Here is a 23804-nt window from a genome sequence, read left to right on the forward strand (position 1 = left end):
CCTAAACGCAATTATCCCACGCTGAATTTAGCCTTATCCACATTTAGCCAGACTCATCTGGGTATTCTTTCCTCCCAATCTCCGTTACACCAGTGGGAACTGGTTGAAAGGGTGGAAGGATTATTCTTTACTCAATCGCCTCTACGGATTAATCGGCGGATTCTTTGTTATCTATTGAGTGAACCTTGCGTAGAGAAGGACTTGGCAGGTATCCTTTTGCCTATACCGCCTTCATCTTCCACTTCTCTCCCCCCTTCGCATCAACAAATTGCTGACAAACTTATCGCTACTTGGTCTAATCCTTTGGTAACTTATGACCATCCCGTTGTTCAGTTATGTGGGTCAGATATAGGGGCGAAGCAATCCATTGCTACTGTCGCCTGTAGCGCATTAGGCTGGAATCTTCAGATGATATCAGCCTCTGTTATTCCCTTTAATCCCAATGAACTGTATCAGTTGATGCAACGGTGTTTCCGGGAAACTTTATTAAACCACAGTTTCTTGTTCCTGAATGCTGATGAGATGACTCAAGGTGATCCTCGGCGAGAGTGGGCAATTGCTGAGTTTGTTGAACAATTAAAAGTGCCGTTAATTTTCAGCACCCAGGAACGACAACCCCAACATCAACGCCCGATGATTACCTTAGAGGTGGGTCAACTGAGCCATGCTGAACAACGAGATATCTGGAAATCCTATCTCGGTTCACTGACGACAGAACTGAATGGGCAAATTGATACCCTAGTCTCCCAATTTAATCTCAACGCCGCCGCGATTCAAGCCGCCTGTTTATCGTTGAATAGTAATGACTATACGCCTACACCAGTCGATGAACAGCCGGATAAGGAACAGAACAATAAAGAACCTGAAAAAACATCTTCATCCTCAACCCGCCGTCGCTCATCGAAAACCCAAAAATCTCAACCTAGAATAGATAATCCCTTATCTCCTCTGCAAACTCATTTATGGGATTTCTGTAAAGTTCAAGCGCGTCCCCGTTTAGATGATTTGGCGCAACGGATTGATGCTGTCGCGACTTGGGAAGAGTTGATTCTACCGGAACGGGAAAAAGCTACATTACATGAAATTTCGACTCATGTGCGACAACGAGCGAAGGTTTATCAAGAATGGGGATTCGCGGGAAAAGGAGGACGAGGATTAGGGATTAGCGCTCTTTTTTCCGGACCCAGTGGAACCGGAAAAACCATGGCGGCGGATGTATTAGCAAAGGAATTACGCCTTGACCTTTATCGGATTGATTTGAGTGCGGTGGTAAGTAAATATATTGGCGAAACGGAGAAGAATTTGCGGCGCATCTTTGATGCAGCAGAAACCAGTGGGGCAATTTTATTGTTTGATGAAGCGGATGCATTGTTTGGTAAACGAACGCAAGTGAAAGATTCTCATGATCGCCATGCAAATGTGGAAGTGAGTTACTTATTGCAACGGATGGAAGCCTATCAGGGATTAGCGATTTTGACGACAAATCTGCTCGATGCTTTAGATCAAGCGTTTATGCGTCGAATTAATTTTTCGGTGAAGTTTCCCTTTCCCAACGCCCCAGAACGAACCGAAATTTGGCAGCGCATTTTTCCCAAAGAGACGCCGACAAAGAAGTTAGATATGAAAAAGTTAGGTAAGCTGAATATGGCGGGGGGAAATATCCGTAATATTGCCTTAAATGCAGCGTTTATCGCGGCGGATGCGGGTGAACCTGTGATGATGAAACATATTTTACAAGCGACGAAAAGCGAATCTCTGAAGTTGGGAAAAATTTTAACGGATTCTGAAATCAGGGGCTGGGTTTAAGAAAGCCCTCAACTAAAGTTGGGGCTAAAAGCTTAAACCCGTTTAAACGGGTTCCAAGGTTTCCTTAGTAAGCTCGATTCTTACTTTAGCTTTGACGCGGAAATTGATGTCCTGGCTATGTAAGTCAACAATATTCAACCTAAAAGAATTAACTCCAAGCGGCGATGCACCCAGAATTCACCATCAGCGATATCCGAGTCATACGACTGTCGATGATTTGATGACGGCGCAGACAAAATGTCAAAAGACGTAATCAGCAGGCTCGGAAAAGTGAAGCAACGGGTCAATTGTAGGGGCGGGTTTAGGAACTAGCGCTAGCTTGTTACTAATCAATGAACAACAAAACCCGCCCTATTCAGAAATAACCTTTCAAAAAAATCTGCACTTGGTCAAAACCGGGGATGCTGGGTAGAATAAGTTACCCTTTTTTAAGGAGCGCATCAATTTTGATTACTGGACTTTTCACGGGCAATGGGTTGGCAAAGCTCACGGTTACTCTGTTTAACATCGGGATTATGATTCAGATAATCTCGCAGCCAATTACAACTTTTGGCTAACAGTTCCTCCAAATCTAAATTCCAAACAATTGCGGTATTACCTTCAGTCCCAACAGCTAAGGCTTGACCATCCTGACTCCAACTGACACTGGTGACACGCCCCTCCTCAGCTTTCCAGGTTTTCACTAAAGTATCATCGAGTCGCCAAATTTGTACCCGATTATCCCAGCTTGTGGTTGCCAGAATATTTCCCAGGGGACTAAACTCAACCCGTGCCACACTATCCGTAGACCCTTTCAGGGTGGTTTGCAGTTCACCCTGACGATTCCAGAGTTTTACCGTATTGTCATAACTGGCTGAGGCTAATAATTGAGAGTCGGCGGAGAAGCTAACATCTAATACCCAATTGCTATGACCGTTTAAGGTTTTCAACAATTGTCCATTTACCGTCCAAAGTTTCACGGTTTGGTCATCACTAGCCGACGCTAAGACCTGACCATCGGGACTAAAACTTACCCCATTGACGCGGGATTGATGTCCTTTTAAGGTTTTAATTAGCACTCCATCCCTTGTCCACAGTTTAATCGTTTTATCTCGACTGGCGGAGACAAGAGTTTGTGAATCGGGACTAAAACTAACATCCAACACCCAATCTTGATGACCGTTTAACACCTTAATCAACTCTCCCTGGCGACTCCACAGCCGAATTGTACCATCTCGACTAGCTGAGGCAATCCGTTCCCCATCAGGACTAAAGCTAACACTATAAATCCGTTCGGTATGTCCCTTTAAACTGTGCAGGAGTTGACCCAGACGATCCCAAATTTTGACGGTTTTATCGTTACTTGCTGTGGCAATTCGTTCTCCATCAGGAGAAAAGGTGACATCTCGCACATCATCGTCATGCCCGCGTAAAATAAGCTGAGACTGTTGGCGCAGTTCCCAAAGTTTGATGGTTTTATCATAGCTGGCAGAGGCGAGAATGACGGGAGTGGCTACTGTGTTTTTGGTTTCTTTTGCCTGTGAAGTAGGGCTAAAGCTGACAGCCGTTACTCTGTCGCTGTGTCCTTTAAAGGTTTTCAGTAACTTACCCTCACGATTCCACAGCCTGACTGTATTATCAGCACTGGCGGCGGCAATTAACTGACTGTCAGCGCTGAAGGTAACGTTCAATACCCAGCGTTCCGGCTGGGAAAAGGTTTTGATTAACTGACCCTGAGTATCCCATAGTTTCACGGTGCGATCATCGCTAGCGGAGGCAATGAATTGACCATCTGGACTAAACGCCACACTGTTAACCTTTCCCTGATGTCCGGTGAGGGTTTGTTTCAGTTGACCCTCTTTTGTCCACAATTTAACGGTTTGATCGCCTCCGGCTGAGGCGACTATCTCTCCATTGGGACTAAAGCTAACCCACTGCGCTCCTTTTTTGTGAGCTGAAAGGGTATGAATTAACTCGCCATCCACTCGCCACAGTCGTACTGTACCATCTGCACCCGTGGAGGCTAAGTGTTCACCGTCAGGACTAAAGCTAACACTATAAACATGACCCTCATGCCCGGTTAATGTGCGAACCAGACTGCCATCCCGACGCCACAGTTTGACAGTGCCATCCCAACTACTCGAAGCAATCAGCCGACTATCTGGACTAAAGGAAACACGGGTAATGCTATCTTGATGCCCTTGTAAGGTAGTGACCAATGTACCATCAGGACGCCACAATTTTACCGTGCGATCGCGGCTGGCGGAGGCAATCAGTTCTCCATCGGGGGAAAAGCTGACATCCCAGACAATATCACTATGTCCTTCTAACCGATTTCGTTCGGTTACCGAGTCTATAGCTTGGGAAAGGGCAGCAATCACTTGCAGATGGGTATCGGGTTTAACCCCTACAGTAACCTGTTTAAGCTGTCTGGCGCCTCGGAGGGCTTCTAGCAGCGCATCAAACTCTTTTCCAGAAGCAAATAGGGCTTCTGAGGAAGCACTAATCGCCGCGAGTTGGGCATTAAATGTGAGAATCCCGGCGCGTCGGCGTTGCACCTCAGCCCGCCATCCTAACCCCCCAGCCGTCACCGCCAGAACTGCCATTGCTGTACCAACTGCGATCGCCCGGAGTCGCTGTTTACGAACTCGTAAGAGTTCCATCTGACTGTGCTTGAGCCGTGTCACCAATGTTTGCTTGCGGCGTTTTTTGTAATGGTGACGGATGGGGGCGACTAAGTAATCATGAACCAACTGATATCGATCCTCGGGTTCGTCGGGTAGGCGAAAGAGTAACCCTGAGCCGACTAAAATCTCCAAAATTAGGGAAAGTGGGGATGATGGATTGGCAATCGCGGCAGAGGAGGTATGTCCCATGTCCAAATCCTTGGTACCTGATTCCAACTCGGTTTGAGTTTTCAAAGGACGAGTCCCTCGGTCATCTGTCAGAGAAAATAAAACCTGCCATACTGTCTCTTCGTGCTCAGATCCACAATCGCTAATGGCGCTTAAAAGCCAACGTTCAACTAACGTGGCTTTAGGATTTGCACCTAGGGCTTGGTATTGCGCCAGAGTGGTAATCTTTTCTCGTTGTAGTTCCATTCCCACCACCTGCAATTCAATCAGCCGCACGCTTTCGGTGGGTGAGGCTAAATCGTGAACCAGGGCATCAATGAGAGCGTCGTCTAACTTAAACTGAGACCCCGAAGCCAGGGTAGAAATGACATTTTTGGCTTCTCGTGGGGAGAGATCCCCCAAGTGGTAACGAAGTTGCCGATCCAGAATATTGTTATTAATCGCGCTCAAATTGGTATAGCGTTCGCATTCGAGCAGATAATGTAGGTAATCTTCCCGCAGCGATAAAATCACTTTGACAAAGGGCAGATTGAGGCAATGTTCCAAAAATTCATAGAACTGGCGTCGCTGTTCTAGTTCTGTACAGACGAAAAAAAATTCTTCAAACTGATCGAAAATTAGCACGATCAGAACATTGTCATCCGTCGCCTGCTGTAACTGATTCACACAGGTTGCCAGTTGGCTCAAAGGTTGGGGATCTAACGCCGTATCCGATAAAGGATTAGGGGTACATCCTAATGCATCACTGAGTTGTCGAGAAAACTCTCCTCGCCAATCGCTGTAGACTTTTTGCACCACGGGGATTACCTCTCTGGCGCTAATCGTGCGACTCTCTAAGGCGGGGACTAATCCGGCGTGAATTAGGGAACTTTTACCCACCCCCGAAGACCCATGAATCACGGTTAATTTGTGATCATTGCGGCTTAAGCGTTCCAAGAGTCGATTCACATCCGGCAATCGCCCAGCCGCTGCTATTTCTAAGGGTGATAATTGGGCTTCATGTCGCCCAGAGAGTAAGGGCGCGGCACCGAGAAAGGTAAAAAAGCCATACTGTTGTTCTAGGGAGCGCTGTTGTTGCTTAAGTTCAAAGGCTCGTAGGTAGTCTTGGTGAGCGAAGTAGAGCGATCGCAGTTCTTGGAGAATGTCCAGGTAAAGTTGGGGAGATTGATGGGGGGCTTTTGGCAGTAACCCCTCTACCCTTAACGCCGCCTCTAAATCCGCGATCGCCGCCGTTGATTCCCCCAGTTGACGCTGGGCTTTGGCACGGATGAGTAAGTACCATCCCTGATGCTGAGGCTGACATAAGTGGGAGTGATCCAAAATATCTAACGCCGTTTGCACGAAGACTTTGGCATCCTCCCAGTTGGATTCTTCTAATGCCACCGCCGCCAAAAACCCATAAGCTTGCGGTAATTGAGGGGCATTGTCTTGGGTTTGAGACTGCGCTAATGACTGAAGTGCCAGGGCTTGTAAATCTGCCCAATTTTGTAGGTTTTGCAGGACTTCACCCAGTTGAATGGTTAAATGGGCAACCCAATCCAAGCGTCCCGCCTTGGTAAAGACGTCAATCCCTGCTTGCCAAAATTCTCTGGCTTTTTCCCAACTTCTATACTTGTGAGTTGGCTGTAATTGAGCTTGACGAGAATAACACCAACCCAGATGACACAGCAGTATCCCAATCCGTTCTTGCTGCTGTTCCGTGATACCTACAGTGATGCCTTCAGTATCAGGATTTGTCTGTTCTGCCCTCTGCCCTCTGTCCTCTGCCGTTCCCGGGGAGACAGCACAGCGAATCTGTTGCCAAACATCTAGACTCCGATGATACTGCTCCAAAGCTACCTCAACCAGGTCATGTTTAAAGGCATCTCTGGCTAAAATAAATTGCCATGTAGCATAGTCGGCAGGGTCTAGACTCACCCCACGCGCCTGCAAATCCCGTAAGGCGGATTCCAGTTCTTGACGACGCCGACATCCTGGCGATAACTTGAGCGCTTCATTGGACAAAAATTCACCCACACTTTTCTCTAAAAGCGTCGTAAATAGGTCTTCAGTGGTTTGCCGCCATAACTCCAACAACTCGGCTGTTGCCAGTTCAAACTTAATCGACGTAGCCGCCCAACTCTTAAAATCAGGAGCAAATCGGGCTAATTTGTGGAGTAATTCATCAGTCACCCATAAAACGATCGGGAAGGTAAAAATTTTGGGAAATTCGTCGCGTACCTGATTGGTAGAGATTAAGACTGGATCAATTGCCGTCACCGATTCCAGACCAAATACGAGCAGGGCAGATACATCCTCGGTCGCGATCGCCTCTAGGATAACCGAATATAAGGTTTGACTCGATTCTTGAAGCACCAACTGTTTCAAGGGGATTCCCGTCAGCCCTTGGAGTTGCTGCCACATCGGTTGTTTGCAGCACTGATAATTGCAGCGGACTAAAATCAGGGCAAATTGTCCTTCCGACAGGGTGATTGCCCGAGCCAGGGTAGATAGGGAACGCTCATTGGCTAAGACGATTTCTTCGGCTCTCTCTTTTTCTTTCTCCTTCATTCCTATCAAAATGTGACTACTCCTAGGTGGCTATCGTCGAGTAAGCTAGTGTTAATAAGGGATTTTCCATACAGAATCTAAAAAACAGAAAATCAACCAATAATACCTCTATTGGCTTCGGCGGCTGGATCTGGTTTTTGGATGACAGATCTTTTATTAAAGCGTATCTTTGATAAGATAAAAGCTATTTATTGAGAAATTCAACCCACTTGTAAGATAAAAACTTAGACGCAGATAATTTAACAATTTTCAATAGAATTAAACAGTGAGAGCAACTGATAAAAATCGTGACAAAATTTTATAGTAAATGTGATTGAGATCACTGATTTGTCCTTCGTCCTTTGCTCCCCCATCTCCCCATCTCCCCATCTCCCCATCTCCCCATCTCCCCATCTCCCCATCTCCCCATCTCCCCATCAAGCACTCTCAGTGGCGACAGATTTAAACCGAGGAGTTTCGGCTAAAGCGGGGTTGACTCCAAACCAGCGACCCAAGTCATCCCGGTATTCATAGACAAACATACTACGTAGCAGGGTTTGATATTCTTTTTCACCGCGAATGAACTGCTGTTGAACAACCTGAAAGAGTAACTGCCATTCTGTATCTTCAACCGCTAACGCCAGATCGTCCCGGTATCCCTTAATCACACTCTCTAAGCATTCGCGAGAAAAGGGTGGATCTTCTTGTTGCAGGCAGTTATACAGCAATCCCAACAAGTTACGGATGTGACCCCCACTAATCCGACAGATGCGATCTAGGGTTTCGGGACTGTCAAAAACCTCTGGAATTAAATTTAAGCGCTCTTCCGGCGGAACCTTAGGAAACGCTCGTGCTAAAACCAGTTGTCGGAGTAAAGCCATCCCTTGCGGAAACTCCCGCCCATCTCGATACCAGATTGGCACCATGGGTAACACTTTAGGAGCCACACCCCCGCCCAAGCGATTCTTCAGGGTTTCGTACTCGTTCGAGAACATCAAGGCTAAGGGGATAGTGTAAACCAGATGACAGCGTAAACGTCGCAATTGAGAGCCGCGATCGATAAACAGGTACTCAGGCTGCGATCGCCCCGCGTGAACCGGTCGGGGATCAACCCGATCCAAGTTGTCTACAATCACGACTAACCCTTGTTTCCCCCGTTGTTTGAGCTTTTTAATCGCAGGTTCTATAATTTCGGTATTAATCGCCTGTAAAATCCCTTGAGTACGAGGTTCTAGGTGCTGTCTGAGCTGTTCGCGCAATTGAGGACTATCTTTAGTTTTGGCAGTGACTTTGGCAATCCCGACAGACAGTTCAGCCGCGACATCCACATCGATAGGCGTCTGTAGGAAATCATTAATCTCGTTGAAGAGTTTGTTAAAGTATCGGGGTTGGAGACGAATCCCGATCGCTTCCAGATTTTCACTCACTGATCGGGCGATACTGAGCAAAATATCGCTAATATCAACATCTGCCATATCCAAGTCTTGAGAGGACTCGAAATAGACAACATGAAATTGTTCCGCCTCTAACTGAGCCTTCAAGCGAAACAATTCCGTAGACTTCCCGCAGCCAATATGTCCCGTGAAAAGCTGACAAGTGGGTTCATCCGGTGAAAGCCGTGCGATCGTGCGTCCTAAGGCTTCGATAATTTTGCCGCCCCGCACGGAAGAAAAATTAATATAGTACTGACGATCCTCTGGATTGCCCATGACTAGAGTTCTAGCTGGGTTACAGGCTTTGAAAAACGTAGGTAGATGCAATTTCATAAAGCAAGACTCTTGAGTCACCTGATTCAAGTAGAGCGTAAATCATTGACCGAACCCTTATACGTAGGGGTAATACCCCCTTTAGGGTTTAATGGCTCGAATCTAATCCCTTAGGTAGAGTAGAGGGTGAGGGGGTGAGGGGGTGATGGGGTGAGGGGGTGAGGGGAAGATGGGAGACAAAATTTCTATAGCCCATTACCCTATTGCCTATAGCCTATTGCCTGACGAATGACAAATAACGAACCAATGGTTAAATGGGAAAAGTAGGTTGGGTTGACCAACAAGCAAGCAAATCCAATAGGCTAACGTTATTTCATCCGGATTCTTTACTCTCCCGGCAAGGAAAAATAGGATGGTGGCATTAATATATTTTGAACCTCTAGCGGTAGTAGATGGCAAATATTGCATCAGTTTCCCAAGCCCAAATCAGCAATCGGCGACAACAGCTAAAACGTGCCCGCCGAGTTAAATTTTTTCAGGCGCTGTGGCGATCGCTTGTAGTGGGCGGTATGGCTAGCGGTTTGATTTGGGCAATTACCTTACCCGATTGGGTGATTCGCCAACCGGAACAGATTGACATTGAGGGGAATCAATTTCTCTCAACTCAGGCGATTCGATCGCTGCTCCCTTTATCCTATCCTCAATCCCTTTGGCGAGTGGAACCCCAAGCGATCGCAGAGTCTCTCGAAGATGCTGCACCCATTGCAGACGCCACAGTCACCCGTCAGCTTATGCCGCCTGGATTAACCATTCAAGTCCAAGAACGCCAACCTGTAGCGATCGCCCAAGGGCAAACTCAGACAACCTCAGAACCGGGCTTTTTGGATGAACGAGGCGTCTGGATGCCCCAGAGTAGCTATCGTTCTCTCAAAGCCAATGTCGAGTTACCCACGCTGCAAGTGCGGGGTCAGAATGAACACTATCGTCCATACTGGTCGCAAGTGTATCCGGTTGTCCACCACTCTCCCGTCAAAGTCCTAGAGATTGATTGGCGCAACCCAGCCAATTTAATCTTGAAAACCGAATTAGGAAATGTGCATTTAGGACCTGATACTTCCCAATTGGCGGAACAACTGGCAGTTTTGGATCGCATGAGACAATTACCCACTCAGCTTCAACCTAGTCAAATCGCCTATATTGATCTCAAAAACCCAGACCGTCCGGTGATTCAGATGAAGATGGCAAGTGAAACCCCTAAACCGGATCATGACTAACCATGGCGGTAATAGTGGTATAAAAGAAAATTCAGCTCAAGAGTCTTCACAACAAACCGGGGTGTTCGTTGGTTTTTCAATCGACTTACCCTATAGTTGACTCAGATTGTTACATATAACTGATAAAGTTGATTATCAACCCTGACCTATTCCAATGACGCTTAATAGTAAACTAGGGCTTGTCCATCAAAGCTCTCCGATAACGCTGAATACCGATCTTTCAGTTGGAGCGGAGAATACCCATCCCTTCAGCAACTCTGGGTTGCAGTTTAGTCAACCCCATGATTATGATTCCAAAGGGATTCCCAGGGAAGACGCGAGGAGCGACAACATTTTGCCAGGTAATGTTGCCAGAATTAAAGTTGTTGGTGTTGGTGGTGGCGGTGGCAATGCCGTCAACCGGATGATTGCCAGTGAAGTGGCTGGGATCGAGTTTTGGTCAATTAATACCGATTCTCAAGCCCTTTCCCAAAACTCCGCCGCCAAACGCTTGCAGGTGGGTCAGAAGTTGACACGGGGACTCGGTGCGGGGGGAAATCCCGCCATTGGTCAAAAAGCAGCAGAAGAATCTCGTGATGAAATTGCCCAAGCCCTAGCGGAGTCTGATTTGGTTTTCATTACAGCCGGGATGGGCGGCGGTACAGGAACAGGGGCTGCACCGATTGTGGCAGAAATCGCCAAAGAACTCGGCGCGTTAACGGTGGGCGTAGTCACTCGTCCGTTTACCTTTGAAGGACGCCGCCGCACCTCTCAAGCCGAGGAAGGAATTGCGGCGCTGCAAAGTCGCGTCGATACTTTGATCGTGATTCCCAATAATAAGCTGTTGTCGGTGATTTCTGAACAAACACCCGTTCAAGATGCGTTTCGGGTTGCTGATGATATCCTGCGTCAGGGTGTGCAGGGCATCTCAGACATTATCACCGTTCCAGGGTTAGTGAATGTCGATTTTGCTGACGTGCGAGCCGTGATGGCAGACGCGGGTTCAGCGTTAATGGGAATTGGTGTGGGTTCCGGTAAATCTCGCGCTAGAGAAGCGGCGGTGGCGGCGATTTCCTCGCCCCTACTGGAGTCTTCGGTGGAAGGCGCTAGAGGAGTCGTTTTTAATATTACTGGGGGTAGTGATCTGACGCTACACGAAGTTAATGCGGCGGCGGAAACCATTTACGAGGTGGTTGATCCCAACGCCAATATCATTTTTGGGGCTGTGATTGATGACCGACTGCAAGGTGAGATTAGAATTACGGTGATTGCTACGGGATTTAGTGGTGAAGCGCCACCGCCCCCACCCGCGAATGAAGTCCCCCGTTATACCCGACCGATCCCGCCGAAACCGAATCCGCCCACCCCTGCACCCGAACCGAAAAGCCGACCGGGGCTAGATATTCCCGAATTTTTGCAACGGCGTCGTTTTCCTAGAAGCTAGTAGGAGCTGGGGAAGCTGGGGAAGCAGGGGGAGCTGGGGAAGCTGGGGAAGCAGGGGAAGCTGGGGAAGCAGGGGGAGCTGGGGGAGCAGAGGAGTTAACTCAAAACGCTTGCTGTTAACTGTTAACTGTTAATTGTTAACTGACAAAACTGATGCGAGTACCAGTAGCGCTGACAATAGCCGGATCAGATAGTGGAGGTGGGGCGGGAATTCAGGCAGATCTGAAAACCTATGCCTTTCACCAGGTTCATGGTACAAGTGTCCTGACTTGTGTCACTGCCCAGAATACCCAAGGGGTCAACCGAGTTGATGCCTTACCTGTTGCTGCTGTTGTTGCCCAAATTGAGGCAGTGGTGCGCGATATAGGGACTCAGGCGACAAAAACAGGCATGTTACTCAATGCCGAGATTATTAATGCAGTGGTGTCTCAGGTGAAGGGGTTCAATCTTGAGCCGCTTGTGGTTGATCCGGTGATGGTATCGCGCAGTGGAGACCAACTGATTGATGACCAGGCGGTAACGTCTTTACGAGAGGGCTTGATTCCTTTGGCAACGATAGTGACACCTAACCGTTATGAAGCTCAATTACTTAGCGGTTTAGAGATTCATACCCTTGATGATATGCGATCGGCTGCCCAACGGATTTATCAACTGGGAGCAAACGCTGTCTTAGTTAAGGGCGGTGCAATGAGGGGTGATCTGTGTGGGGTCGATGTCTGGTTTGATGGTTCCCAGTTCTACACCCTGAAAACAACGTTGATTGAAACCAAGAATAATCATGGCACAGGCTGTACACTCAGTAGTGCGATCGCGGCGAATTTGGCGTTGGGACAGACCCCATTCACCGCCGTGCAACGGGCAAAGGAGTATGTAACAACAGCCCTGCAACACGCTCTCGATATTGGTCAAGGATATGGATCTGTGGGGCATTTTTTCCCATTATTGCCCGCTTGATCACCGGAAATGGCAAAAAGATGGGGTTAATGTTAAATAGCATTGAACTCTTCTCGAAAGAGGCGAATAGTGTAAGATAGGCGTCGTATAATTAATGCCACAGTTATGGAGCTAGGAGATCAGCGGCAGGATGGTGACAACTCTACCTAGATCGTTCACGACCCCACCCATGCTCATCTCATAAACAAGGTATCCAGCCGCGAATTCAATGAATTCTAATTCCCCAATTAATCCTTCTATGCAAAATCCGCCAACCGACCGTTATACCCCGTCAACCGCTGCCAATACTTATTGCCCGTCAGTGCCAATCTCTGTATACCGGGAACTGGCGGCTGAGTTACAAGCCGCCCAAGCGATGTTGGATTCTCTCAATGGTCAAAATAAGCAGTTGGTCAAACAAAACCAAAAATTGCGCCAAGAAGTGGAAAAAGTGCTGCAATCAACCCAACATCTTCAGCAGGTTGTGGATTCATTGACACCTGTTACTAGGGGGGAAATGCCTCGCCGCCAATCGATTCCCTCAGAACCCCATCCCACCCCGTCAATCCCTAAATCCCCTAAATCAGCTCCCTCTAGGGTAGGGGTTGAGGTTCCCCCTCCTCATCCCCAGTTAGACCCCCTTTCCTCGCCTTACAGAGAAAGTTTCGTCATTGAACAGGAAGACTCTCGTTCCCGGCGTACATCCGCCTCTGAGGGTCACAGGGAGGTCAATGGTTGGTTTTTAGTCTTAGCCATTGTGTTGATTGTACTCAGTGCCTTTGGTGCAGGTTTTCTGATTGTGCGACCCTTGTTAAATGACAATCGCTAATTGTCCAATGACGAATGACGTAGCTTGCTTCTTGTCAAGAGCGAGTACGACAAAGGACAAATGACATAAGACGAATGACGAACTAAAGATTCGTAGAAATTGCCTGAACTGGACAAGTGGGGATACACTGCTCACAGACAATACACCGCGATCGCGTAAAGTTGAGTCGAAAGTCATCGGGGTTCAGGGTTAAGGCTTCTGTGGGACACACACCTGTACATAATCCACAATCGACACAACTGGTCTCATCAATCAAGATTTCGCGGTCAATCAGGGATACATTGATATCGTGCGATCGCATCCACTCAATGGCAGCATCAAGCTGATCGATATCTCCCGACAGTTCTACCACCAGTTTGCCGATTTGATTGGGGGCGACTTGGGCGCGGATAATATTGGCGGCAACATTGAAATCCTTTGCCAGTCGGTAGGTTATGGGCATTTGGACAGTGCGTTTGGGAAAGGTTAGAGTTAGCCGTTTTTTCATGGTCTTGTTAGCCTATGGACAGTATCGTTTTGATAAAAATTGATCAGTTGTACGTTAAATTGCGTTAAATATGACTGCGAATTCCCCAGACTCCGGATCTCCATCTCCCCAGACACCTCAGGCAAGTCTTAGCGATCGACTGAGAAATTTTATAATTGCCCTAGTCGCCATCATTCTGGGCGTTGCCCTATTCTTAGGATTACAAACAGAGACGGGTTCAGCTTCTCTTGATGCCCAAGCCGAGGAATCCACACCTCTAGAAGTGGCACTGAATAATGGCAAGCCCACCTTAATGGAGTTCTATGCTAACTGGTGTACGACTTGTCAAGCCATGGCGCAAGACTTGGGAGAATTGAAGCAACAGTACACCGACTCGGTCAATTTTGTGATGCTGAATGTGGATAACAGCAAGTGGTTACCCGAAATTCTCAACTATCGAGTCGATGGTATCCCCCATTTTGTGTTTTTAGACACCCAAGGCGAAGCCATAGCCCAAACGATTGGGGAACAACCTCGCCCGGTTCTGGAGGCGAACTTAGAAGCCTTGGTTGCTGACCTACCTTTACCTTATACTCAAGGCGATGGACAAGTTTCTACATTTAAAGCGCCTGTGTCATCGTCAAAGTCATCTCCGGATGATCCTCGCAGTCATGGGAGTCAAGTTAAGTAGTCGGACAAAAGAAAACGGCACGCTCATTAAGTTTTGTAAATAAACCCCAAACCCTTACAAATGACATAAGACAAATGACGTAGCTTGCTTCTCGCTTGCGCGAGTTCTCTACCGTTAACTTTAATTGTGTCCACCTACTTAGTAAAGTTTTCGTTACAGAGTTTTGGAGGTAGAGGCTTCACTCCATTATCTTGGATATGGGAGAGCTACTAGGCTACTAGGAGGATAAGAATGGCAGATCAACACTCTCCAGCCAATTACACCAGCGCTGACTTCGAGAAGGCGGCACTCAGCCGCTTCCGTTCGCTTATATCTTTTCTACCCAAAAATTGTAAGTTATTTCGAGAACTGTGGAATCGTTCCACAGTATTATGCTTAGACTTTGAAAATTGCCCTAATGGTATTGATCAGGTTATGGGTCAATCTTTTTTACTACTACTCGTCGCCCATTACTTAGGATTAGCTGACTCTGTCCTTTTCCGCAGAGGCAAAAAGGTAATGGGATGGATGACCATGATGACCTAGTACAAGAAGGCAGAAGTCCGAAGGCAGATGGCAGAAGGCTATAAGGAACATAATGTAGCTGCTTTTAATCCGCTTGTTAACTGGTTAGTATTTGAAGCCGCGCTGCACTAGGGCATCAATTAAATAATCCCAGTTAGGCTGTCACGCTGTTGATTGGCAAGTCAAACGTCATGTAAAAACGTGGCAGGTTACGTCGAACAAACTATTATTTTTGTGTAGCCAAAGTTACGATTGTTTGGTTTAGTTTAATTTATGTAAGCGGTGGGTTAGAGATTAAGGTCAAGATGTTAAAGTAAAAAGATGTATGGTGCAAAAAAGCTCCAAGGCGAGAACCTCTAAATCTGTAACGATTGCTACTGTCCTGCCTCTGAGTTTGATGAAGCATATACTTGAGTTATTTCTTCCGTAGTTTTATGTCGCTGATACTTTGGTCAATAACGTTACTGATTGCCGTAATAGCCGTATACCTCAGCATTAAAGTTACTGAAGAAATAGAACGAGTTGCTGCTGTACTCACTGCCTTAATCTGTCTGGTCTTCTGCTTGTTTTTTGCGCCGTTGCCGATAAAAATAGCCATTCTACTCCTTCTCCTCATGAGTCTAAACTATACGGTTAACTTAATTAGCCGATATATTTCATCGGACTCTGATTAAGTAGTCGGACGTATACTCAATCTGGGTCACTTACGCCTGTTTGGGTTGGGACAAGGCAGAGGGTAGACGAGAAAGGCTGCCTATCTCGAAAAATCTTAAATTTTCCTGACATTATCACCCTATACTGTTAATGATAATATTGATGTGACGTAAATCAGGTTAAACGTTGAGGAGAAATCATGAATAAGAAGAATCTGCTTCGCAATATTCTCATCGGTACTGGTGTGGCTGCGGTTGGTGGTATTGGCACGAAAATGGCGGTTGATTATTTACGCAACCGAGACCAAGAAGAAGTGGTTGATGAAAGTCAAGAAGAAGCAGAACCTACCTCTGAAGAAGAAGTTGCTTATGCGACAGTTGCCACGGATTCGGTACAAAGTTTCCTTGATGCTAGCTTTGGTGATGAAGGTCGTTATACCCCCACTCGTCCGCCTAAGGTTTTTGAGTATCAGGGACAACAGTATATGGTGATTTGGGCTTACGACAATCAGAAAGATAAAAATCAAATGTTGGCATTTGCTTACACTGATGAAGGGCGGAAAATGATTGCTAGTGTGGGGTATACAGCAGACACAACAGATTATAATGTTAACCTGGAAGACACCCCCTTCTGTGTTGATGTAAATGGAGAACAAGTGACATCAGGACAAGGTGAAACCTCTGGCGCTGAAGAGGTGGACTTTGTTTTAGCATAAGCTGAAGTAAATGGGGTTGAATATTACCCATTGTGGTAGGATGAGGTGGTTTAAACAACCACCTTATTTTAATTTGTCGTTATTTGAGCAATCGAATGACCAGCGATTTGCAACCAACCTTAAATGTACAAGCGGCTATTGAACAGCGTCGTGCGGCGCGTTCCTTTCGCCCAGATGCGATTCCGGAGGCTATTCTAGCAGAAATCTTTCGCTTAGGCGTGCGATCGCCCTCCGGTTATAACCTGCAACCCTGGCGGTTTGTAGTGGTGCGGGAAGCGGCGAATCGGGAAAAACTCAAAGCCTGCGCTTTTAATCAACGTCAGGTTGGGGAAGCCCCCGTGGTATTAATTTGTTGTGGCGATCGCCGCATCAACCAGAAGGAGTATATTGAGTCTGTGATTCAATTGGGACAAGCCGCAGGTGCAATGAATGACGCCTATGCTGATACACTGCGATCGGCGATTCCGCAGTTATTTGAAAATAAACCCTGCTTTGACTCCCTAGAAGCTTGGACAAATCGCCATACGATGTTAGCTGTGGCGCATTTAATGATTGTGGCAAAAAGCTTTGGTGTCGATACCTGTCCCATGGAAGGATTTGCTAGCGCACAAGTGAAGGAAGCGTTTAATATTCCGGCAGATGTGGATGTTTGCTGTTTGTTGGCGATGGGATATGCGGCTGAACCGTTTAAACAATACGGCGGACGCTTTGATGTAGATCAGGTGTTTTATCAAGAAAGTTTTGGCGAATCCTAAGTGGTTATAGTCGGTGCGGTTAAATACTTGTTTTCAGGTAAAGAGTAGACGATAAGACAGCAACAATGGATATAACAATTCAGTCTCAATCACTTCCGATTCAAGGGGCAACCATTCATTATCGAGACGCCGGAAATCCGACATCTTCTTCAGTCTTATTTTTGCATGGTGCCAGTTTTAGTTCCCAGACCTGGCAAGACATTGGCAGTTTAAAATTCTTGGCAGAAAAGGGGTATCGGGCGGTGGCGATTGATTTGCCCGGTTATGGTCAATCGCAGGAAATAGCTGACTCCCCTGAAGCGTTTTTACGAGAATTTATTGAGAAATTAAACCTGCAAAATCCGATTATCGTCTCTCCTTCCATGAGTGGCAAGTATAGCCTGCCATTTATTGCCAAGTATCCAGAACTCTTAAACGGATTGGTCGCTGTTGCACCTGTGGGGATTTCTCAATTGAGTTCCCAATTACAAGGAATAGAACTCCCTATCCTAGCGATTTGGGGAAGTGATGATCAAATTGTACCCATCGCAGAAGCTGATAAATTACTGCAAGCCATGCCCAATGGTCAAAAAGTTATTTTAGCCGATGCGGGTCATGCATGTTACATGAATAAAACAGATGAGTTTCACGAACATTTGCTTGAGTTTATTCGTTTTAATGGTTAAAAAATAATTAGTGTTTAATTATTCTCTGTAAATCAATGCTCATTGTCAATAAATTACTCGATATTGAAACCGAGCCAGGAATTAGCATTCGTAATGTGACGCCTGACATTGAAAATTTTTTGGCAACAACCTCTATTTACAATGGGCAAATCCTTATCTTTTCCCGCCACACAACTACAGCCTTAGCAATCAATGAAAATGAACAACGATTGTTAGAGGATATTAAGGTTTATCTGAGAAAATTAGCCCCAGAATCCGACCGCTATTTACATAATGATTTACACCTGAGAGATGTGCCAGACGATGAGCCAATGAATGCTCATTCGCACCTGATGGCAATGACCCTGAGTACCAGTGAGGTGATTCCGATTGTTGATGGCAAGTTGGCACTAGGAACCTGGCAATCGGTCTTATTTTTCGATTTAGATGGTCCGCGAAAACGGACGCTGTTCGTGCAAATTGCTGGGGAGAAGGGATGATATCATGTCCGTCCAAACAGTCATTATTCCCTTGTACCTTGCAACCTTCCTCCTTCCCTTGGAGCCCTGGATCTTTCTGCCCTCTGCCTTGTCTCAACCGATAGTGTAAGTATTCCACCGGACATGATATGAGAGTGTTGAGGGTTGACGCTTCCCTTGGTTCGAGGGCATTGTTTTGACGTGGGGAAATGGTATTGTAGAGACGCGACCTGTCGTGTCTCTACTCTCAGAAGGAAAACCTATGCTGACTGAACTACAAAAGCGCAAACTGACGAAACTTTTCAGTATGCACGATGCTAAATTTGATGGGGCTTTAGCTTATCACGATTTTGAAAATATTATAAAAAAGTTAGCCGCTTTAAGGCACTGGGGTTCACGTTCTCCTCGGTATCAGATTTTGCTGAATAACTGTAATCGTACCTGGGAAGAGTTGAAGCGAGATGCCGATATAACTCACAATAAAAAAGTGAGCTTAGAAGAATGGTTAGCCTATTATTCGATTATTTTAAATGATGAGGAGAAATATATGCACAATATCCATTTTTTTATGGAACTGGTTTTCGAGGTATTTGATAAAGATGGCGATGGTAAAATCAGCCAATCGGAGTGGGCGGGGCTTTTAAGTGTTTACAATGTTTCGCCTGTTTATGCGCCACGAGTCTTTCCTAAATTAGATACTAATCAGGATGGTTTTTTAACGAAAGAGGAAGTCCTGCAACTCATTCGTGAGTTTTTCTACAGTGATAATCCAGAAGCGCCCGCTAACGAAATGTTTGGACCGTATTGATGTAGAGGTGCAGGGGGCTTTATTAGGCGAGGGAGCAGTGTAGATACGTGCCATGGCACGTCTGGGAACAGAGGAGCTGAACAAAAATTTTCGAGTCCAGACTCCACACTTCAACTTGAAGTGCGGAGTCGGGGTTGGATATAATCGTACAGTCATTAGGGTGCGTTAGCGCTAGCGTAACACACCGTTATCTTGGTTGAATAAGATTGATAATATTGCCATACTTTGGAGCTACAGATAGATGGTGCGTTCCAGATCCCGTGCAAATACCAAGGTCACAGTTTATTCCTCAACTATCGAGATGCACTGGCAAGGATTGAACCCGATCGCCAACTTTATCTGGCGGTGCGAGTGCCAGTTTATGAAAGTTTTTTCCAGCGACGCTTCATTACAGCGGCAGTTGAGCGGTATCAAATACAATTGGTGATTTACGATGTGAAACAGGAGGTCATTGTTCAATGGCTGTAGAGCAATATCGCCAGTATATCCAACATCTTCTCTCAGAACGGGCTGAGCGTGCAGCGCGGCAAAGCGTCAGTTTACGGATTTTGGTACAGGTGACGCAATCGCGAATTAATCCACTCCTTACTCATTGTCAAAAAGTTGGTTTGAGTAAAAAGCAACCCGACTAAACCGCGTCCAAGTTGAAACCTGGAGAATCAATCAGACCCCTTCTACTACTCCCTATTCCCACTCCGATTGACTGAACATTGGGGCGCAATATACCACGCCCCACCCCGATTTCCACTCAAATCACACGCTTCAATTGGACCGGCACCATTTGATTCGACATAAATTCCTTGTCCCTGATTCCGATTAATCTGACATTGCCAAATCTTGGCATTACCCCCTTTTTTTATCGTGACGCCGATTCCTCCATTTCCACCAATATTGCAGGCGGCTAAGGTTACTTGACAATCAGAACCAATAAATACTCCATCCTGCTGCATTCTCTGAATTTTACAGTGCTGTAGTGTAGGATGACTGCCTTTGAGAAGGTAAACGCCTGTTTGATGCTCAAATAGGGTACAGTGTTCGATTAATCCCTGACCATTCTGACTCACTAAAATCCCATACATTGCCCCGCCTTGGATCTGACAATGGCGGATTTGCGGATTCGCGATCGCGCCGTGAATATAGATACAGGCAATCCCATTGGATATAATTGTACAGTCTTCTAGACTGCATTGCCCTTGCGGTATATCAATGGCATAGGGCTTCAGCAATGGTTCACCAATTAAACGCCCCATTCCATTTGCCTGTTGTACATTAAACCAATCTTGATGGCGCAGGGTTAATCCCCGAATCACGGCTTGTTCGGTCTGAATTTGCAGGCAAGGTTGGTATCGACTTTCGATAATAATATCCTCGGGCTGTCCCTGTCCAACAATCTCCACGTCCTGATCAAGGATTAAACTTTCCTGATAGAAACCGGGACGCACGACAATGCGCGTTTGGGGTTCCGCCTGTTTAATCGCATCCCGGATACGTCGATAATTCGCCTCACCCAGTTTAGCGACAACAATTTCAGTTTTAACCGGGAGTAAGGATGGGGTTTTAGACAGGGATAAAGACGATGGATTCGTCACCATCTCTAAGTCATGGAGAACCTCTGTCGCCGATTGATAACGCTGCTTGGTCGCACCGTGCAGCATTTTATCTAAAATACACCCTAACCGTTCGCTAATCGGAGTTTTCAGCAGGTCACGCCATATCCAAACGCCGTCATCGAAGGAATACAAATCAAAGGGATCGGTTTGGGTTAACAGGTGAATACAAGTGACACCCAAACTATAGATATCGCTGGCAAATACGGCTTTTCCGGCGGCTTGTTCCGGGGCGGTATATCCAGCACTGCCAATTACGGTTCCGGTTACAGAAAGAGCAGTTCTAGGGGAAAACTTAGAGGCACCAAAATCCACCAGTACCAATTTAGGCGCAGCAACCGTGGTAGGAATTTGAGTGAGTTGAGATGATGCACAAGGAAGACGTTGAATAATATTGTCGGGTTTAATATCTCGGTGAATCACCTGTTGATTGTGGATAAATTGTAAGAGGGGTAGTAAATCCTGTAACAGGTCAATAATTTGAGACTCACTAAAGCGACCGTATTGAGCCAGTTTTTCGGCTAAGGTTTTTCCCTGAATAAACTCTTGGACTAAATAGTGACACCCCTCTGTTTCAAAATGCGCCAATAGTTCTGGAATTTGGGGATGTTTGCCTAATTCATCCAGGCGCATGGCTTCTTGTTCAAAGAGTTCTGCTACTTTTTGTTGGTTTTGACTACCGTGAATGTGAGGAAACACCTGTTTAATCACACAATGGGGTTTCGAGGGTTTATATTCATCCACTGCCAAGAAGGTTCGACCAAACCCCCCTTGACCAATTTGGCGAATAGGTGTATAGCGATCGCCTAGTCGTAATTTTGCCCCACAGCTTTGACAAACCTTAGCCCCATTCTGGTTTTGGGGAGACTGACAGGTAAGGTTAATGCAGTAACTCATTGGTCAAGGGAACAGGGAACAGGGAACAGGGAACAGGGAAGCTCTCCGTAGCCTCGTCGCCTTGTTTCCAGGCTTGAGAAGGGAATGCTTTTAGGGAGGCTCTGCCTTTCATAGTAGCGCTGGGGATCGCTCTTTGAATACTTCCGGTTAAAGCTTTATGAAGGAAAGTCCGCGACAAAATCCGCGATCGCACTACGATACAATTAAACAAGTCCATTCAAAATCTAAACAAAATAGGATGGCTGAACTCAAACTTAGGTCAAACGATCCCGATTCCCTCAGACAAATTATTCAAAGTGCTTTGTCTGAAAGATTACAGAGTATTAATGCAGGAATCAAAAAAACACAAGAACGTCTTCAAGCATTTGAAACCAAATATCAATTATCGACAGAGGAGTTTATCGCCCAATCTAATAATGATGAATTAGCTCATAGTTTTGACTTTGATGAATGGATTGGAGAATCTCGAATGTTAACCCACCTACAACAAAGCAAAGAGTCAAACCCATGATACCCAATCCTGTATACATAACCCTATTCTGTACAGATTATAGAGACGTTGCATGCAACGTCTCTACAGGGTATTGGCAGTCAGAAAACCTGTTGCTGTTGTTCGCCTATACGGGTCTGCGTGGCAACATCAGTTAATCATCAAACCCACCCTGAAAAACAACTACCGTACCGTTTTAAGACTGTCAATTTTCCGCATAAATAGGTCACTGAAAATACTAATTACAGGACGCTTGCGGACTTTAATATTGGCGCTGATTGACATCCCCGATTGTAATGGAACCTCTTTGCCGTTGACAGATATAGTTTGTCGGTTCATGCGAATTTCGGCTGGGAAACGATAGAACGGGTAAACCTCATTAGGCGGTAAAGCATCCGACCCAATCTGGACTAACTCGCCTTTGACATCGCCAAATTCGCTATAGGGAAACGAATCAACTCGGACATCCACGGGCATTCCTTCGTTGACAAAACCAATGTCCTGGTTGGTGATATAAACTTTAGCGATAAGTGTGTCATTTGGGACAATTTTCACCACAGGCTCACTGGTGTTTGCCACAAATTCAGGACTAGCTTGCAGGTCAAATACTATGCCGCCTTCAGGTGCCTGTAATTCCTGATTGGTTAACGTTACCTGGATTTGGCTGAGTTGACTCTCGATTTCTTGGAGACGTTTTTGGTTTTCAACAATAATTTTGGTGAGTTGGCTGTCAATTTCGGCAATCCGTTGTTCGTTTTGGGCAATTTGCGTTCGCAGTTCTTCTTCCGATAACGCCATGGTGTTTTGTTTGCGTTCCTGGGCTTGCTGAATCGCTTTCTCTAACCGTTCCTGTTCTTTCTGGAGACGGGCTACTTCAGCGGCGCTGCTGTCGGTGTCTTGTTTCTGACGCAGATACTGGAGTTCCCCAAATGCGCCTTCTCGCCATAGCTTCTCTAGGCGCTCAGTAATTTGTCGGTTAAACTCTAATACTTGTACAGCATCGGCAAGTTGGATTTGGGTTTGAGTCAGTTGGCGGTTGAGTTGTTCGACTTCTAAATCGGCTGCCGCGACACGAGTGTTATACTCGTTTTGGCTTGCCTGTAAGCGTTGCCGTTGTGCCAAGCTTAGACCCGTGGGATTTCCGGTGAGTTGGGCTTGATAGAACCTATTTTCTGCGACTAACGCTGCCCGATTTTTGGTGAGTGAGGCAATTTGGGGAGGGAGTTTTTCCGGTAGATTTTCCGGATCAATGGTAGTGGCTTTGCCCGCCATCTGAGCCTGATAAAATTGATTTTCTTGGATTAAAGCAGCACGAATTTGCTGGAGGGATTTAAATTGAGCTTGAGCCGCTGTTTGGTCAAAGGTGAGTAGAGTATCGCCTTTTTCGACGCGATCGCCTTCTTCAATCTCCACCGATTTAACCACCCCACCTTGAGGGGCTTGGACTTCTTTGACGGCGGCTTTGGGTTCGAGTTTGCCTTGGGCGGGAATGGCTTCTTCAATTTTCGCCAAACACGCCCACCCGACGCTGAGGGTTGTTACCCCAATAATCGCTACCACAATCATGCGGGGCCACAGGGGAGATTGTTGCAGGATAACGGGTTGATCAAATTCCGGGGGATGCGTTGTCCGCCGAGTGGTTCCGGCTTTGGTTGCAGTTTTCACCGACTGGGCGGGCGATCGCGTGGCAAGGGGTTGGCTGGATGATCCGTTGCGTTGATTCATGATATAATTAGTCCTTCGTCCTTCGTCATTCGTCAG

21 protein-coding genes are annotated in these 23804 nt (G+C 46.4%); 16 read left to right on the forward strand and 5 right to left on the reverse strand.

Going from position 1 to position 23804, the window contains the following annotated elements; genetic code table 11:
* Nucleotides 1-1806 (forward strand): ATP-binding protein (locus tag RIE73_RS17330; protein ID WP_446402361.1); only part of this gene is annotated, 1806 nt, incomplete at its 5' end.
* Between the two features lie 440 nt (nucleotides 1807-2246).
* Here RIE73_RS17330 and RIE73_RS17335 read toward each other — a convergent pair.
* Nucleotides 2247-7190: a WD40 domain-containing protein gene (locus tag RIE73_RS17335; protein WP_446402362.1), complete on the reverse strand. Its 4944-nt coding sequence runs from the start codon at nucleotides 7188-7190 to the stop codon at nucleotides 2247-2249.
* 416 nt (nucleotides 7191-7606) lie between these two features.
* A complete protein-coding gene (locus RIE73_RS17340) occupies nucleotides 7607-8935 on the reverse strand; it encodes a P-loop NTPase fold protein (protein WP_446402363.1) in 1329 nt (442 codons plus the stop codon).
* A 392-nt stretch (nucleotides 8936-9327) separates the two neighbouring features.
* Here RIE73_RS17340 and RIE73_RS17345 point away from each other — a divergent pair, with 392 nt between their 5' ends.
* The 4 genes from RIE73_RS17345 to RIE73_RS17360 all read left to right on the forward strand — a co-directional run bounded on the left by RIE73_RS17345 (nucleotide 9328) and on the right by RIE73_RS17360 (nucleotide 13333).
* Nucleotides 9328-10149: a cell division protein FtsQ/DivIB gene (locus tag RIE73_RS17345; RefSeq protein ID WP_446402364.1), complete on the forward strand. Its 822-nt coding sequence runs from the start codon at nucleotides 9328-9330 to the stop codon at nucleotides 10147-10149.
* Between the two features lie 154 nt (nucleotides 10150-10303).
* Nucleotides 10304-11572: a cell division protein FtsZ gene (ftsZ, locus tag RIE73_RS17350; RefSeq protein ID WP_446402365.1), complete on the forward strand. Its 1269-nt coding sequence runs from the start codon at nucleotides 10304-10306 to the stop codon at nucleotides 11570-11572.
* 152 nt (nucleotides 11573-11724) lie between these two features.
* Nucleotides 11725-12525, forward strand: a complete 801-nt coding sequence (gene thiD / locus RIE73_RS17355) for a bifunctional hydroxymethylpyrimidine kinase/phosphomethylpyrimidine kinase (RefSeq protein WP_446402366.1) — start codon at nucleotides 11725-11727, stop codon at nucleotides 12523-12525.
* Nucleotides 12526-12733: 208 nt separating this feature from the next.
* Nucleotides 12734-13333 (forward strand): hypothetical protein, encoded by a 600-nt coding sequence (locus RIE73_RS17360; protein WP_446402367.1) that lies wholly within the window; start codon nucleotides 12734-12736, stop codon nucleotides 13331-13333.
* An 82-nt stretch (nucleotides 13334-13415) separates the two neighbouring features.
* Here the strand turns inward: RIE73_RS17360 and RIE73_RS17365 are convergent, their stop codons facing one another.
* Entirely contained in the window at nucleotides 13416-13820 is a 405-nt protein-coding gene (locus RIE73_RS17365; RefSeq protein ID WP_446402368.1) for an NIL domain-containing protein, read from the reverse strand.
* Nucleotides 13821-13890: 70 nt separating this feature from the next.
* Here RIE73_RS17365 and RIE73_RS17370 point away from each other — a divergent pair, with 70 nt between their 5' ends.
* The 10 genes from RIE73_RS17370 to RIE73_RS17415 all read left to right on the forward strand — a co-directional run bounded on the left by RIE73_RS17370 (nucleotide 13891) and on the right by RIE73_RS17415 (nucleotide 19681).
* Nucleotides 13891-14490, forward strand: a complete 600-nt coding sequence (locus tag RIE73_RS17370; protein ID WP_446402369.1) for a thioredoxin family protein — start codon at nucleotides 13891-13893, stop codon at nucleotides 14488-14490.
* Nucleotides 14491-14721: 231 nt separating this feature from the next.
* Entirely contained in the window at nucleotides 14722-15015 is a 294-nt protein-coding gene (locus RIE73_RS17375) for a hypothetical protein (protein ID WP_446402370.1), read from the forward strand.
* A gap of 413 nt (nucleotides 15016-15428) precedes the next feature.
* Nucleotides 15429-15668 carry a hypothetical protein gene (locus tag RIE73_RS17380; protein WP_446402371.1) on the forward strand — a complete coding sequence of 80 codons (240 nt, stop codon included), beginning with the start codon at nucleotides 15429-15431 and terminating at the stop codon, nucleotides 15666-15668.
* A gap of 179 nt (nucleotides 15669-15847) precedes the next feature.
* Complete coding sequence (locus tag RIE73_RS17385) at nucleotides 15848-16363, forward strand: hypothetical protein (RefSeq protein WP_446402372.1); 516 nt, start codon at nucleotides 15848-15850, stop codon at nucleotides 16361-16363.
* Between the two features lie 95 nt (nucleotides 16364-16458).
* The gene (locus RIE73_RS17390; RefSeq protein ID WP_446402373.1) at nucleotides 16459-17118 is read left to right on the forward strand and encodes a nitroreductase family protein; all 660 of its coding nucleotides are present in this window, start codon (nucleotides 16459-16461) and stop codon (nucleotides 17116-17118) included.
* A 65-nt stretch (nucleotides 17119-17183) separates the two neighbouring features.
* On the forward strand, nucleotides 17184-17783 hold the full coding sequence (locus RIE73_RS17395; RefSeq protein ID WP_446402374.1) for an alpha/beta fold hydrolase: 600 nt from the start codon (nucleotides 17184-17186) through the stop codon (nucleotides 17781-17783).
* Between the two features lie 35 nt (nucleotides 17784-17818).
* Nucleotides 17819-18262: a secondary thiamine-phosphate synthase enzyme YjbQ gene (locus RIE73_RS17400; RefSeq protein WP_446402375.1), complete on the forward strand. Its 444-nt coding sequence runs from the start codon at nucleotides 17819-17821 to the stop codon at nucleotides 18260-18262.
* A 241-nt stretch (nucleotides 18263-18503) separates the two neighbouring features.
* Complete coding sequence (locus RIE73_RS17405) at nucleotides 18504-19049, forward strand: EF-hand domain-containing protein (RefSeq protein ID WP_446402376.1); 546 nt, start codon at nucleotides 18504-18506, stop codon at nucleotides 19047-19049.
* Nucleotides 19050-19274: 225 nt separating this feature from the next.
* On the forward strand, nucleotides 19275-19517 hold the full coding sequence (locus tag RIE73_RS17410; protein ID WP_446402377.1) for an element excision factor XisH family protein: 243 nt from the start codon (nucleotides 19275-19277) through the stop codon (nucleotides 19515-19517).
* Nucleotides 19508-19681 carry a hypothetical protein gene (locus RIE73_RS17415; RefSeq protein WP_446402378.1) on the forward strand — a complete coding sequence of 58 codons (174 nt, stop codon included), beginning with the start codon at nucleotides 19508-19510 and terminating at the stop codon, nucleotides 19679-19681. The genes RIE73_RS17410 and RIE73_RS17415 overlap by 10 nt, the downstream gene beginning before the upstream one ends.
* A 45-nt stretch (nucleotides 19682-19726) precedes the next feature.
* Here the strand turns inward: RIE73_RS17415 and RIE73_RS17420 are convergent, their stop codons facing one another.
* The gene (locus tag RIE73_RS17420; RefSeq protein ID WP_446402379.1) at nucleotides 19727-21553 is read right to left on the reverse strand and encodes a right-handed parallel beta-helix repeat-containing protein; all 1827 of its coding nucleotides are present in this window, start codon (nucleotides 21551-21553) and stop codon (nucleotides 19727-19729) included.
* Between the two features lie 238 nt (nucleotides 21554-21791).
* Here RIE73_RS17420 and RIE73_RS17425 point away from each other — a divergent pair, with 238 nt between their 5' ends.
* Nucleotides 21792-22064, forward strand: coding sequence for a hypothetical protein (locus RIE73_RS17425; RefSeq protein WP_446402380.1), 273 nt, complete (start codon nucleotides 21792-21794; stop codon nucleotides 22062-22064).
* 162 nt (nucleotides 22065-22226) lie between these two features.
* Here the strand turns inward: RIE73_RS17425 and RIE73_RS17430 are convergent, their stop codons facing one another.
* Entirely contained in the window at nucleotides 22227-23768 is a 1542-nt protein-coding gene (locus RIE73_RS17430; RefSeq protein WP_446402381.1) for an HlyD family efflux transporter periplasmic adaptor subunit, read from the reverse strand.
* Between the last annotated feature and the right edge of the window lie 36 nt (nucleotides 23769-23804).

This window comes from Coleofasciculus sp. C1-SOL-03, from assembly GCF_040220555.1.
GTDB lineage: Bacteria > Cyanobacteriota > Cyanobacteriia > Cyanobacteriales > Coleofasciculaceae > Coleofasciculus.

Excerpts from the sequence above, each read along its gene's own strand:
- RIE73_RS17335 (WP_446402362.1), bottom strand. The coding sequence starts at position 7,190 with ATGAAGGAGAAAGAAAAAGAGAGAGCCGAAGAAATCGTCTTAGCCAAT.
- RIE73_RS17340 (WP_446402363.1), bottom strand. The coding sequence starts at position 8,935 with ATGAAATTGCATCTACCTACGTTTTTCAAAGCCTGTAACCCAGCTAGA.
- RIE73_RS17390 (WP_446402373.1), top strand. The coding sequence starts at position 16,459 with ATGACCAGCGATTTGCAACCAACCTTAAATGTACAAGCGGCTATTGAA.
- RIE73_RS17425 (WP_446402380.1), top strand. The coding sequence starts at position 21,792 with ATGGCTGAACTCAAACTTAGGTCAAACGATCCCGATTCCCTCAGACAA.
- RIE73_RS17375 (WP_446402370.1), top strand. The coding sequence starts at position 14,722 with ATGGCAGATCAACACTCTCCAGCCAATTACACCAGCGCTGACTTCGAG.
- RIE73_RS17420 (WP_446402379.1), bottom strand. The coding sequence starts at position 21,553 with ATGAGTTACTGCATTAACCTTACCTGTCAGTCTCCCCAAAACCAGAAT.
- RIE73_RS17415 (WP_446402378.1), top strand. The coding sequence starts at position 19,508 with ATGGCTGTAGAGCAATATCGCCAGTATATCCAACATCTTCTCTCAGAA.
- ftsZ (WP_446402365.1), top strand. The coding sequence starts at position 10,304 with ATGACGCTTAATAGTAAACTAGGGCTTGTCCATCAAAGCTCTCCGATA.
- RIE73_RS17380 (WP_446402371.1), top strand. The coding sequence starts at position 15,429 with ATGTCGCTGATACTTTGGTCAATAACGTTACTGATTGCCGTAATAGCC.
- RIE73_RS17370 (WP_446402369.1), top strand. The coding sequence starts at position 13,891 with ATGACTGCGAATTCCCCAGACTCCGGATCTCCATCTCCCCAGACACCT.
- RIE73_RS17430 (WP_446402381.1), bottom strand. The coding sequence starts at position 23,768 with ATGAATCAACGCAACGGATCATCCAGCCAACCCCTTGCCACGCGATCG.
- RIE73_RS17405 (WP_446402376.1), top strand. The coding sequence starts at position 18,504 with ATGCTGACTGAACTACAAAAGCGCAAACTGACGAAACTTTTCAGTATG.
- RIE73_RS17400 (WP_446402375.1), top strand. The coding sequence starts at position 17,819 with ATGCTCATTGTCAATAAATTACTCGATATTGAAACCGAGCCAGGAATT.
- RIE73_RS17360 (WP_446402367.1), top strand. The coding sequence starts at position 12,734 with ATGAATTCTAATTCCCCAATTAATCCTTCTATGCAAAATCCGCCAACC.
- RIE73_RS17365 (WP_446402368.1), bottom strand. The coding sequence starts at position 13,820 with ATGAAAAAACGGCTAACTCTAACCTTTCCCAAACGCACTGTCCAAATG.
- RIE73_RS17345 (WP_446402364.1), top strand. The coding sequence starts at position 9,328 with ATGGCAAATATTGCATCAGTTTCCCAAGCCCAAATCAGCAATCGGCGA.
- RIE73_RS17385 (WP_446402372.1), top strand. The coding sequence starts at position 15,848 with ATGAATAAGAAGAATCTGCTTCGCAATATTCTCATCGGTACTGGTGTG.
- RIE73_RS17395 (WP_446402374.1), top strand. The coding sequence starts at position 17,184 with ATGGATATAACAATTCAGTCTCAATCACTTCCGATTCAAGGGGCAACC.
- thiD (WP_446402366.1), top strand. The coding sequence starts at position 11,725 with ATGCGAGTACCAGTAGCGCTGACAATAGCCGGATCAGATAGTGGAGGT.